The 13,187-nt window shown below is 47.9% G+C and carries 9 protein-coding genes and 1 pseudogene; 4 read left to right on the top strand and 6 right to left on the bottom strand.

Annotated elements, in window-relative coordinates; genetic code table 11:
- Positions 1-147: 147 nt before the first annotated feature.
- The gene (locus ACYVR3_RS08945; RefSeq protein ID WP_461243973.1) at positions 148-1,317 is read right to left on the bottom strand and encodes an aminotransferase class I/II-fold pyridoxal phosphate-dependent enzyme; all 1,170 of its coding nucleotides are present in this window, start codon (positions 1,315-1,317) and stop codon (positions 148-150) included.
- Positions 1,318-1,452: 135 nt separating this feature from the next.
- Entirely contained in the window at positions 1,453-2,610 is a 1,158-nt protein-coding gene (locus tag ACYVR3_RS08940; RefSeq protein WP_461243972.1) for a M20 metallopeptidase family protein, read from the bottom strand.
- Between the two features lie 223 nt (positions 2,611-2,833).
- Between ACYVR3_RS08940 and ACYVR3_RS08935 the strand changes: the two genes are divergently transcribed.
- Positions 2,834-4,084 (top strand): M20/M25/M40 family metallo-hydrolase, encoded by a 1,251-nt coding sequence (locus ACYVR3_RS08935; protein WP_461243971.1) that lies wholly within the window; start codon positions 2,834-2,836, stop codon positions 4,082-4,084.
- Positions 4,085-4,136: 52 nt separating this feature from the next.
- Here the strand turns inward: ACYVR3_RS08935 and ACYVR3_RS08930 are convergent, their stop codons facing one another.
- A complete protein-coding gene (locus ACYVR3_RS08930; protein ID WP_461243970.1) occupies positions 4,137-4,499 on the bottom strand; it encodes an iron-sulfur cluster biosynthesis family protein in 363 nt (120 codons plus the stop codon).
- Between the two features lie 170 nt (positions 4,500-4,669).
- On the opposite strand from ACYVR3_RS08930, the gene ACYVR3_RS08925 reads away from it, so the two are divergent.
- Positions 4,670-5,509 carry a prephenate dehydratase gene (locus ACYVR3_RS08925; protein WP_461243969.1) on the top strand — a complete coding sequence of 280 codons (840 nt, stop codon included), beginning with the start codon at positions 4,670-4,672 and terminating at the stop codon, positions 5,507-5,509.
- Between the two features lie 361 nt (positions 5,510-5,870).
- Here the strand turns inward: ACYVR3_RS08925 and ACYVR3_RS08920 are convergent, their stop codons facing one another.
- Entirely contained in the window at positions 5,871-6,842 is a 972-nt protein-coding gene (locus ACYVR3_RS08920; protein WP_057151540.1) for a ketopantoate reductase family protein, read from the bottom strand.
- A gap of 890 nt (positions 6,843-7,732) precedes the next feature.
- Entirely contained in the window at positions 7,733-8,671 is a 939-nt protein-coding gene (locus ACYVR3_RS08915) for a magnesium transporter CorA family protein (RefSeq protein ID WP_461243968.1), read from the bottom strand.
- Positions 8,672-9,025: 354 nt separating this feature from the next.
- Here ACYVR3_RS08915 and ACYVR3_RS08910 point away from each other — a divergent pair, with 354 nt between their 5' ends.
- The gene (locus tag ACYVR3_RS08910; RefSeq protein ID WP_461243967.1) at positions 9,026-10,384 is read left to right on the top strand and encodes an amino acid permease; all 1,359 of its coding nucleotides are present in this window, start codon (positions 9,026-9,028) and stop codon (positions 10,382-10,384) included.
- A 600-nt stretch (positions 10,385-10,984) separates the two neighbouring features.
- On the opposite strand, the gene ACYVR3_RS08905 is transcribed toward ACYVR3_RS08910, so the two are convergent.
- Complete coding sequence (locus ACYVR3_RS08905) at positions 10,985-11,644, bottom strand: EAL domain-containing protein (RefSeq protein ID WP_461243966.1); 660 nt, start codon at positions 11,642-11,644, stop codon at positions 10,985-10,987.
- A 139-nt stretch (positions 11,645-11,783) separates the two neighbouring features.
- Here ACYVR3_RS08905 and ACYVR3_RS08900 point away from each other — a divergent pair.
- Positions 11,784-13,186: pseudogene (locus ACYVR3_RS08900) on the top strand (FAD-dependent oxidoreductase).
- Position 13,187 lies beyond the last annotated feature (1 nt).

Raw genomic sequence — 13,187 nt, 5'->3', positions numbered from 1 at the left:
GGCTTAACTTCGAGGTTTGAGACCGCCCTTTGGCTCAGACCGGCCCCACAGCAGGAACCTAGCCGCTGACCGGAATCGACAGTTTAAGCAAATCACCGCACTTCACAAACTGAACAGCATAATGCTTACGCTGGACACAAACGTATCCTAAAATAGATTTAGCTTCGCAATCCGTTCACAAGCCTCCGTAAATCGTGGTTCGTCGATCAACAAACCAACGCGAACGTAACCTTCACCCGCTGCGCCAAAGCCAGTGCCAGGCGCCACAACGACCGCAGCTTTATCAAGCAACAGATCCGCAAAACTTTCGGCAGTGTAACCAGCGGGAACGGGCATCCAAGCGTAGAAAGAGCCACCAGATGGGTATGGTTCCCAGCCAATTTTGCGAGCAGCGGCGTAGAACTGGTCCCGGCGCCGTTGATACAGCGCTACAAGCGACTTAACGCTAGATTGATCACTATTCAAAGCCGCAACCGCTGCGTCTTGAATTGCTGGGAAGACGCTCACGAATAAGTGGTCTTGAATCAAGTTAATGGCTTCAATCATATCGGCATTTCCCGCCGCAAACCCGATTCGCCAACCGGCCATGTTGAAGGATTTGGATAAAGTGTACATTTCGATACCGACTTCCTTGGCCCCTGGGGTCTGGAGGAAGCTGACTGGACGTTTGCCGTCAAACCCTAAAGCACCATAGGCAAAGTCTTGGACTACGCCGATGTGGTGCGCTTGCGCAAACTTCACTGTCTCAGCGTAGAAGTCCGGCGTTGCAACGGCGCCGGTTGGGTTGTTCGGATAGTTGAGGTACATCAACTTCGCCTGCTCAACTACTTGCGGATCTAAGTCCGCGTAGTTTGGCAAATACCGATTAGTCGCCTTTAACGTCATCAACTCCAGGTTGACCTGGGCTAACGCAACGCCGGACATGTAATCAGGATAGCCTGGATCCGGCAACAGCATCGTGTCTCCCGGGTTCAACAACGCGAATGGCAGTTCAACCAAACCAATCTTAGAACCACCCAGAATGGCAATTTCGGTTTCTGGGTCCAACGTTACGCCGTATTCACGTTGGTAAAAATCAGCGGCCGCTTGTTTTAGATTCGGCATCCCGCGGAATTGAGAGTATTTGTGCGTTGCTGGGTTAGCTGTTGCTTCTTGCATGGCTTTCACGATGAAGTCCGGCGTTGGCTGATCTGGATTCCCCTGCCCTAAGTTAATGACATCCGCGCCAGAGGCCGCTTTAGCGTTGGCCTTCGCAACTAAGCTGGCAAAAAACTGTTTTGGTAAATGCTGTAAGACGTTCGATTCTGGAAATTTCAATTGAATTCCTCCCATTAAGTATGTAGTCTCTGACCGATTTCAGCCAAAAAGGGTGCCAGAACAGCGCCCAGTCACCCTTTTCCGTTATCAAAATTCCGTCAGATCAGTTCTGTTTCTTCTATATTATAGACCCGATTAGCGCTCAACTTCACGTTTGAGAAGTGCTTTGGCAACAGTCTCATGCAGTTTGGCTGCGTATTTTAAGCCCGCCGGATCCGCAATGAAGTCTGAATGGTGCAACGTTGCGTTCCCCTTGCTGCCCATGAAGGCGTAGCATCCCGGAACGTGCTCTTCGAAACTGGCGAAGTCGTCATCCGCGTTCGTTGGCTCAGCAGGTGCCACCGTCATAAACTGTTTTGCTTGCTGGCTCACCAACTCGGTAACCTCGGCATCGTTGTTGACCGGTGCTGGCCCTTGATCCCATTCAATGTCCGCCGTTTGACCGTAAGCTAGGGCCGTTTGGCTCACTAATTCGTTAAACCGTTGTTTAGCCAGTGCCCGGCTTTCGCTAGAAAAACAACGAATTGTTCCACGGAAGAAGCAGTCATCCGGAATCACGTTATTCGCGTGGCCCCCGGTGATCTGCCCCACGGTTAACACGACCCGTTCAGCCGGGTCAATATTGCGACTGACAATCGTTTGGAGCATCAAAACAATTGCCGAAGTTGCCACCAATGGATCACGACCAGTATGCGGCATTGCGGCATGCGATCCTCGACCTTTAATGGTCACTTGGAAATTATCGTTAGACGCCATCAGCTTGCCAACTTTGACCCCCACCGTGCCAACCGGAATCTGGGGCATATTGTGCATCCCAAAAATGGCCTTCACATCTTGGAGTACGCCGGCCTTGATCATCGCCTTCGCCCCCGTATGCCGTTCTTCGCCGGGTTCAAATAATAAGCGAACTTTGCCCGGAAGCTGATCACGTTCTGCTTGAAGCATCGCTGCCGCCCCTAATAAAGCGGTCGTGTGAAAATCATGTCCGCAAGAATGCGCAACACCGTCAATTTGAGATTTGTATGGCAAATCCGTTTCTTCCTGTAAGGGCAATGCGTCAATGTCCGCCCGCAAGGCAACCGTTGGCCCCTGTGCGTCACCGACGATTTCGGCGACAACCCCGGTATTTAACCCATAATCTTGAACGGTAATATGTAGATCTGCAAGAACTGACTTGATTTGCTGGGTCGTCCAGTGCTCTTCGTCAGCTAACTCTGGATGTTGATGCAGTTTTCTAAAAAGCGCCTGCATCTGCGCTTCGACGTCCGTTGGAACCAATGCCTGTTCTGCCAAAATGAATCACCCTTTTTATTAGTTTCGCCCCTGCAACCCGTTAGTTGCGGTTGTTGCGAATAAATACTATAATAACGATTAAATATTCTAATCTTTTTCTAATATTTTACTCATTTAAATTTGATTGTCAACTCGGAGACCCGTGATCATGACCTGTTTTCCGATCTTTATCGCTACGGGACGCGCTTAACGCCGCGAATTTTAATAAAGGAACGTGATTGTTTTGCTTGATGCACAGCAGTTAGACTTACTGACACAGTTGATTCAACTTGATACGGTGGGTGGTCACGAAGACCGCACCGCTACTTTTTTAGATGATTACCTCACCCAGCACCATATTCGCCACCAATTATTAGCAGTGGAACCCGGCCGTCATAACGTGGTTGCTGAGATTGGCCCAACTGAAGGACCCGTTTTTGCGTTGGAAGGCCACCAAGACGTTGTCGCTTTAGGTGATCAAACCAAGTGGCATCATGACCCGCTTGGTGCTGAAATCATCGATCAGCGCATGTACGGTCGTGGTACCAGTGATATGAAGGCGGGCCTCGCCGCTGAAATTTTGACGATGATCACCTTAGCTAATGACCCTGATTTTCACGGTCGCGTCCGCTTACTGGCGACCGTGGGTGAAGAGTCTAGCAGCACGAATCATATGCAGGGGGCGCAGTATTTTGCCCAACACGGCTACGTTGATGACGTGACCGTTTTAGTTACCGCTGAACCCAGCAGTGTTCCAGTTGACTGGCTCAAACAAACGCCGCCCGCTAACCCGCTTCGTTTTTCTGAGGAACAGATTCAAACGTTGCTCCCCCAAAACCATGCGGCCGAGCAATTCGTCCTCAACTTTGCGCACAAGGGTTCCCTTACTTACGCCGTCCAAGCGAAGGGCAAGGCGGCACACAGCTCCACGCCAGAGCTGGGGCTCAACGCCATCGATGCCCTCATGACCTACTATCAGCAGCAAACCGCCTACTTCCAAACCCTCACCGCCGCTAACTCGGTACTGGGTCGAACGATTCCAGTCGTCACCAAGTTCACGGGTGGCCAACAGCTAAACTCCGTGCCATCCCAAGCTGAACTATTCATGAAAGTGCGCACGGTCCCAGAAGTGCCAAACGAGGACATTCTCGCCCACTTAAACGCGTTGATTCAGGCGCAAAATGCCTTGGGTGGCTGTCAGTTGACCTTGAACCTCTTGGGCGACAAACTCCCCGTGGCAAGCGATCCTAACGATAAATTGATCCAGATTCTTCGCGAGGTTGGTGAACACCGCCTCCAGCAGCACCTCCCCATCGGTGGGTCGGCTGCTGGGACTGACGCTTCGGAATTGATTCGGGCTAACCCCAAAATGGCTGTAGCTGTCTTCGGTCCCGGCAATATGACCGCCCATCAGATTGATGAATACATTGAGTTGCCCATTTACGAACAGTTTATTGCAATTTTTGAGGAAACGATTCGGCGGTATTTTAAGTAATTAAAAAGACGCTAAGGCGCTCTTAACCAGAGTTCCTTAGCGTCTTTCTGACTTATTCCGTCACAACTTGTGGATGATCCAGCACGGCAACATTACTATCTACCGTGCCAGTCGCCGTTGTCAGTGCGATGAGGCCAAACTTGTTCAAGCTTAACTTCGGTGCTTCATCGACAAAGTTTGCCGCGTAGCCCTTGATCCAAATTTTACCCAAAGGACTATCTAATGTCGTATCGTATACCGAATCCAACGAGTCAGCGGCAACGATCAACAGCCGAAAACTAACGTCTAACGAGCAGACCCCCACTTTGGAATACCGACCAACGCCATCATCAAAGTCTAAAATTAAGTGGTCGCCAGGGTTCATGTGCTGTTTTAACCGGTCTTGCACGGCTGGTTCGATCATAATGGTTGTCATGCTAATCATCCTCTCTTGTTCTTACTTATTATTAGTTTCCCACACTTCGACCAAGTCGGGTAGTAATTTGCTTGTGCACAACTTAATAACTGGTCCATTCCCCATATTGACACCGTTCTCATTAGCACCCATAATCGACTTAACAACTCTCTCGAAAAGGAAGCGGTCCAATGAAATTCTCCGTTCTCGGCCCAGCCGGCACCTTTGCCGACGCTGCTGCCAAAGCCTATCTCAAACAACATCCCATTGATAACATTGAAATTGATTACCACGCCACCTTTGATCAAGTGTACCAAGCCGTTACCCCAGATGGCATCGGCTTACTGCCCTTGGAAAATCAACTCGATGGTTTCGTGTTAGCCACCCTTCAACGCCTTCAAACCTCTGAGATTGATGAAATTGGCGAAGTTACCGTTCCCGTTAACTTTGGCTTAGCCGCAAAGGCTACTCAGTTAAGCGACATCAAACGAATTTACGTGCAGTTTAAAACGGAAGGTCAGTGCCAAAAATTACTGAACAGTCTACCAGATGTCCAAATTATCACCACGTCCAGCAACATGGTTTCCGTTGAAAAATTGCAGGCGGGCGAGCCCGGTGACGCGGCCATCATTCCACAATCTCAAATGGCCGTGCAAGACTTCCCATTGATGCAGGATAACGTGGCAGATCAAACTGATAACGCCACGCGCTTCATTATTTTCAAGAAACAACCGGCTTCCCTGATCGAACCAACTGCCCCAACGGAACCATCAGCCCCCTTCAAGTTCTCGATGTTCGTTACGCCACCGACTGAAGAGGTTGGCGTTTTACAGCAAATTTTATCACCGTTAGCCGCTACTCATTTAAACTTAGTGACTATTATGTCCCTACCTACTCGGCAACAAATCGGCATCTACGCCTTTTACATTGAAATTTCGGGCACCTTTGCTCAGCAGCACATTCTCTTTAAAACGCTGGACTTGATGTCGGAACTTTATACGATTCATCCGCTTGGGTTTTATCGGGTTTAGTGTGCGGAGCGAGACGGGTTGAGAGCGGTGTGCAAGGCGACATCGGTGAAGGCGCCCGGGCCTGGCGGGTTTACCGATGTCGCCTTGCATGCAGCTCTCAGTCTCGCGCAGCACCATTCGGCGTGGTGGCCAGAAAGTGCGTGGTTGACAAGTTCTCGTAACTTCAGGAACCCTGAAAATGACAGTTTAAGTGGCGCCGAATTTTGTAGCCTGAGAGCACCGGTTTTACGCGGCTTTGGCGAGCGAAGCGATGACAAACAGCCAACACCCAAATTGCACCAACACTTACAAACGTAAATCAAAACCTCATACAACAAAAAAAACGATGACGCCGAACCTCTCAGCGTCATCGTTTTTCTGATTATTTAGCCGCTTCCTTAGCCTTCTTCTCGTTTGCCCGGTGATATTCAGACAAGTGAACCAAGTTAGTCAAGAAAATATGCGTATGTGCTTCGTAGTGATGTTCACGTCCAAGTTCAGCGATGTAGCCGTTGATGTAGTCAACTTCGGTTGGGCGGTCATGGATCATATCTTGATACATGGATGGGTAGTGCAATGGCATATCGATCCGCGTGTTACGGTCAAGGGCCGTCATTTCTTCGTCACGGGTTGAAACTAACGTGATGCCGGCTCGTTCACAGATGTCGTAGGCTTCGTCGATCAACTGACGACCAAGGTCGTAGGCTTTTTCAAAGTTCCCAAATTCACCCATTTGAATTTCAAATAAGGTACATAACGTGTTGATAACGGAGTTAAAGATAACCTTAGTCATCAACGTTCCCTTGAAGTTGGTAGTCAACGTTGGGTTCATTTGCGCCTTTTGAAGTTCGTCGAATAAACGGTGGGTCATTTCGTCTGGCTTTTCGGTCAAGTTCGCCATGTTCATCTTACCAGCGCCACGCTTGCCCATAAAGTCAACGTCGCCAGGTCCGTTCAAAACCGTTGCAATCAAAGCAGTTCCGGCGATGATCTTGTCATCCGCAAAATACTGTTGTAATTTTTCAATGTGGCCCATCCCGTTCATGCAGGTGAAGGCGTATTGTTTGTCATTGAAGAAGTGTGAGCAGCGTTCCAAGAAGCCGGCTAACTGCATTTGCTTCGTGAAGAAGATTAACATGTCGGGGTCATCGTTGTAAGATTCTGGGGTTTCCAACTTAATCTTGGTTAAATGCCGATCCTTGTGATCCCGGGAAACGTAAACGCCGCCCTGTTCGCGAATCTTGTCGATGTGTGGTTGCCACGTATCGATAAAGGTAACGTCATTGCCAGCCTCTTGTAGTAAAATCCCGTACCGTAAACCCATTGCGCCTGCACCAATCATTGCAAATTTCATTAAAATCACACTCCTAAGTAGTTTTGAGCGATTAATGAGAAAAATGGGTCACGCTATGTAAGTTAAGCTAGAATAAAAATAGCGCCCTTGGCTAAGTTCATCACTTAGTCAAGGGCGCTATTGGCGCTGTACCACCTTAATTCGCAGTGTCCTCACAACACTGCCTCTCACGCACAGCCATCACTGGCGATACGCGTGTCCGTTAAGGGGGACCCACCGTGAACACTCACACATCGCATTCACTGTTCAGAGGCTACTTTCACGATCAGTACCACTATCCCTTTCCACTCATCGGGACTCACTAGAGCTTGGCTGAAAGCTACTCTCCTCGTCATCACATTTGTTTTTCTCATCAATCGTTAATTTGTCTTTAATTTATACCTTCTTTGGAGATTCGTCAAGGAAAATGTTAAATTTTATTTTACTGGGGATTGTTTTTTTGAAAATAGGTTGGGATTACTTTCATATTATGGCAATTAAAATACCGCTACTAAAAAATAATTGAGTTGTTTTGGCGATGTGCTTGGTGGTTAGGTTGGTTTCAGATTTATGCGGAATTCTTTTTTCAGATAATCAGTTTGTTGATTTGGCCCGCCACGCCTATTTCACAAAGTACTACAAATTGGTTGGTTTGGACGTTGTCATGATTGAGCGGTACCGGCGATGTGCTTTGCTACTACGTTTGTTTAGGCTCGGGGTGGGATTTTTCTTTTCGGATAATCGGTTCTGTTGTGTAAGCGTCAGCGTTGTTCATTTAGGCCACCACGCCGAAATGCGCAAAGAAAAGCAGGGAGTTGCACGTAAGGGCGGCAAAGTCATACTGGCCAAAACCCAGCCAGTATGACTTTGCCGCCCTTACGCTCCACTCCCTAACCGCTTTTCTTTGCGCTCTACAAATCTCTATGCCTAATCAAATACCACAACAGCCCCACAATCGGCACAATGGACAACCCAATCGACAGCTCCCACGCCCACGGCTCACCCGTTAGCGGGAGCTTCATGTTCATGCCCCAGAAACCAGAAACGATTGGCGGCACCGCCAAGGCTAGTGACCACACCGTCATGATCCGCATCGTATTGTTCAAACTGTTATCCAACAAGTTGTTGTAGCTACTTGTGGTTCGCTCCACGATTTCAGCTGCGATGTTGGCCATCTCTCGACTCTGTTCGACTTCAATTTGGAGGTCAACTAAGTGCTGCATCTCCGCCTTTGAAATTTGGAGTGGGTCGTCATCCGCATCCGACATCACCTGTAACTGCTGAATCGCGATGACGTTGTTATTAGCGGCCGTTCTCAAATACACTAGCCGCTTATCCAACTCTGATAGCTGCGCAATTTGACGATTGCTGGGTCGCTTACCATAGTGTTCCAAGCTTTCGCGAATCTTACTCATATCGTCAATTCGATCTAAATAGTCTTCATTGAGTTGAAACAGCAACCGAAAGACCAACAAAAAGAGGCTATCTTCAATTTGTCGTTCCTGAAGTTCGGTTACGATTTGCTTCAAAACACCCGTCACATACCGGTTCTTGCGATGCGTCACCGTGATCAGCGTCTTGCCCCGAAAAATAAAGCAGAGCGGCACCGTATCATAGTAATTCGTCTGCCCCGCCGCCCGTTCTTCACGATTGATCGACCGGTAGATCAATAAACCGCACTGTTGCTGAGCGTCATAGTCAAACCGGGCCCGTTCCCGGGAATCTTTCATGTACGAGAGGTATTTAGCAGAAATCTGGTGGTCTTCTCGTAACTTTTGTAAGTCCGCATCCGTTGGTTCATCAATCGACAGCCAGGTTAAGTCTTGCCAGAGCTGGTGCGTTGTCATCATTCAAATCAGTCCTTTTTAATCGTCATATTATTGAAAAATACCCGTTTCAATTCTCAAATTCATGTAAGATCAATCAATTTTTCAGTTCTTATCGTCAACTTATCTAAGGTCATTGTACGGCCTGCTTGTTTTCAGACGACTGTACCGAAACCACCCGTTTTCATTGCCGACAGTAACTTGCGCTCCCACCGTTTTTCGTGTAGCATGTTCTCATACGATATTAATAAATAATGATGGGGGTAGTGTCACTATTTATCGTTATCATAACATATAATTTTGTGGACCTCATCCATCGATGGGCTACATAACTTACGTCAGTTTTGAACTTATTTGGTCATGAAAGGGATTAGACTTATGAAACGAAAACTAAGCGCCCGCCAGATGCAAATGATTGCATTAGGGGGAACGATTGGGGTCGGCCTGTTTATGGGCTCGACGTCAACCATTAAGTGGACGGGCCCCTCTGTGCTGATTGCCTACGCAATCGCGGGGATCTTTTTATATTTAATTATGCGTGCTTTGGGCGAAATGCTTTACGTTGACCCAGACACCGGCTCATTTTCCAAGTTTGCGACGGAATATATTCATCCGTTGGCGGGCTACCTCACCGCCTGGAGTAATATCTTCCAGTTCGTGGTCGTGGGCATGAGTGAAATGATTGCGATTGGGGGGTACTTCGAGTTCTGGTGGCCAGGATTACCAGCCTGGATTCCCGGAATCGTTGCCATCACCTTCCTGTGTTTAGCCAACCTGATTTCCGTTAAGATGTTTGGGGAACTGGAATTCTGGTTTGCCTTGATCAAGGTGGTCACGATTATCTTAATGATTGTTGTTGGCCTTGGCCTGATCGTCTTCGGGATCGGTAACGGCTTCCACCCAATCGGTATCTCCAACATGTGGACCCACGGCTTCTTTACCGGTGGTTTCAAGGGCTTTATCTTCGCCCTTTCAATCGTGTTGGCTTCCTACCAAGGGATCGAACTGATTGGGGTCACTGCTGGTGAAGCAGAAAACCCTCAAGATACGTTGGTCAAAGCGATTCGCTCAACGGTCTTCCGGATCTTGATTTTCTACATCGGCGCCATCTTCGTAATTTTGAGTATTTACCCATGGAACCAACTCAACAACGTTGGCTCACCATTCGTGGAAACTTTCTCTAAGATTGGGATTACCGCTGCAGCTTCAATCATTAACTTCGTGGTGATCACCGCGGCCCTTTCTGGCTCAAACTCCGGGATCTACAGCGCTAGCCGGATGTCATTTACGTTAGCTAACAACGGTCAATTACCAAAGCGGTTCTTAAAGCTGAACCGTCACGGCGTTCCCTTCTACTCCGTTATCGCGATTTCCTTTGGGATCTTCTTGGGCGTGGTCCTCGACTTCGTCCTGCCATACGTGTACAAGGGTGCCGACAACATTTTCGTCATGGTTTACAGTTCAAGTGTCCTTCCCGGCATGGTGCCATGGTTCGTGATTTTGATCAGTCAAATCGAGTTCCGTAAGCAACATAAAGCCAAGATGGACCAGCATCCGTTCAAGATGCCATTTTCACCATACTCAAACTACCTCACGTTGGCCTTCTTATTGCTAACGTTGATCTTCATGTTCTTCAACCCAGAAACCAGAATCTCAATTATCGTCGGGGTCGTCTTCTTAGCCCTGATGACGATTTTGTACTTCGTTAAGTTTCATGGGAAGGTGAAGGTAGACTAGAGAGCGTAACAAAGTGATTAGAGACTGGAGCGTAAGGCCTCCTCGCCAGAAATCCCGGGTTTTGGGATTTGTGGTGAGGAGGCCTTACGTGCAAGTCTCTGCTTTGTGAAGCTCATTTCGGCGCAGAAGCCTAAAAACAGTTACGTCAGCAAGCTTCACACTGGTACCGATAATTGCCAACTAAGAGCCAAAGTGACGCTGAAAATAAGTAGCAGCAATGCACGTCGCCAATTCCACTTGGTATTCTTACTGCAGTATCCCGGTTTTTGGGGTTTGTGTTGGAGGGGCCTTATGTGCAAGTCTTTGCTTTGCGGAGCTCATTTCGGCGCAGGCTAATCAAAGCGGTTACGTCCTCAAGCTTCACACTGGTCCCAATGATTACCAACTAAGAGCCAAAGTGACGCTGAAAATAAGTAACAGCAATGCACGTCGCCAATTTCACTCAATATCCTTAAAACCGCATTGCTTATGCGGTACAAAATAGGTATCATCGTCACACAGTTTCACCCACAAAAAAGCACCCAAACCAGCTCATTGGTCCAGGTGCTTTTTTTAAATGCTGTTCCCCAATCAACAACGTTAATCCCATTAAATCGACTATTAGCTAAATAAATGTGGCTTCCCGTAGTAATACCCCTGACGAAGTGGAATCTCCAATTCATCCAGTAACGCATCATCTTCAGCCGTTTCGGTACCTTCAACAATTAGCCGCAATTGGTGTTTCGCCGCAACGTCTCGCCAATAACGCAGTTGCTCAGGAATCTCGGTCGTCCGCTCAGACTGCCGAAAATTCTGCATCGCAACTTTAATTTCACTTGCATCGGGCAATAGCGCTTCTATACTCTCATACACGTTGCGACCAGTCCCAACATCATCCAGACTCAACTGAATGCCATGTCGTTCGTATTCGGCCGCCGACTGCTTTAACTGCGCGATCGTTACGTCCTGATCACTTTCTTCCTCGGTCACTTCAACGACTAACGTGACCGGGTAAATTGCGTGTTGGGCATCAATCAGTGCCGCTGCCATATCACGATTTACAAATTGTGTTCGGTTCAAATTAAACGAAACCGAACCCACTTTTAAGGCTAATCGATTAGCAACCTGCTTTAACAGGTCAACTTGAATATCCAACGGAATTGACGCAAAATTTTGGGGAAGGATCCAGCGGTCATCAGCCGATTTACGAATTAACATCTCATAACCGATCAACGAATTCGTAAATTTATTCAGCTGTGGTTGAATAAAATATCGGTACATTGGCACGCTCCCCCGAATTTTATTTAAAATAACAGGTTAATTATATCATTATTGATGTAGAATATAGGTATAATTATTTGACAATCATAAGTAACTAAGAATCATTCTAAAAAGCTTTAAGTTAGGAGAGGCCAACACCATGAAAATTATCGTTATTGGCTGCACCCACGCTGGGACAATTGCAGCTACTGAGATTTTAAAAAATCACCCAGACGCCGACGTGACAATCTACGAACGGCATAACAACTTCTCATTTCTTTCCTGTGGGATCGCACTTTACCTTGATGGGCAAGTTAAGCGTTTAGAGGACATGTTTTACTCGTCACCAGATGAACTGCGCGAATTGGGCGCAACCGTACACGATAACCACGATGTGTTTAAGGTTAACGCCAAGGAACACACCGTTCAAGTTGCCGACATGAAATCAGGGGAAGTCTTCACTGATACCTACGACAAATTGATCATGACTACCGGCTCTTCGGTTGTCGTTCCCCCACTATTCGGGATCGATAACTCACGGGTTCTGCTGTGCAAGAACTACCAGCAAGCTCAAGCAATTTATAACGCCGCTCAAAAATACCACCATATCGCCATCATTGGGGCCGGTTACTCCGGCACGGAATTTGCAGAAAGCCTGTCTAAAACGGGCCATGACGTGCAAATGTTCCAATCACGTGGCCAAATTTTGAACAACTACGTGGGCAAGCGGATGTCATCTTGGGCCGTTGATTTACTGCGTGACCACGATATTACGGTTCACCTTGAACACCGGGTAACTGCTTTTACGGGTAACGATGACGGCACTTTGACGATTGAAACCAACCAAGGGGATTCCAAACCGACGTTGCTATCGTCAGCACCGGTTTCGTCCCAAACACCTCGCTGTTGCGGGGCCAAGTTGACATCGAAAAACACGGGTCACTATTGACTAACAAATACATGCAGACTTCTGACCCTGACATTTACGCTGCCGGTGACTGTGCGATGGTTCGCTTTAACCCAACAGGTGAAGCAGCTTACACGCCACTTGCAACGAACGCTATTCGGCAGGCGATGTTAGTTGCCCACAACGTCTTTGGCAACACTTACCCCTACATGGGGACCCAAGCAACCTCTGCCCTCAAGCTATTCGGCACTGCCCTTGCAACGACTGGCTTAACGTTAGAACACGCCCAAGCTTACGGGTTAAACGCTCAAGAAGTCGTTTATGATGGCACCTGGGCACCAGAATACTTGCCACATACGGATCCACTGACGATTATCTTAATCTACAACCGGGATAACCGGAAGATCTTGGGTGCGCAACTTCGGAGTGATCACGATATTACCCAGTCAGCGAATACCATTTCGCTGGCCATTCAAAATAACAACACGATCGATGATCTCTCGTTAGTTGACATGTTGTTTAACCCGAACTTCGATTCGCCATTCAACTACCTCAACATGGTGGCTCAATTGGCCGTAGAACAAGAACGGGAAGCCGGGTTCGATGAAGCGCGCTTCACTGCCCCGGGCTATTCAAAATTGGATGATGAAGATTAAT

The sequence above is a fragment of the Secundilactobacillus muriivasis genome (assembly GCF_054785195.1).
Note: the sequence above shows the minus strand (reverse complement) of the source record. Positions and strands in the feature narration are given on the sequence as shown.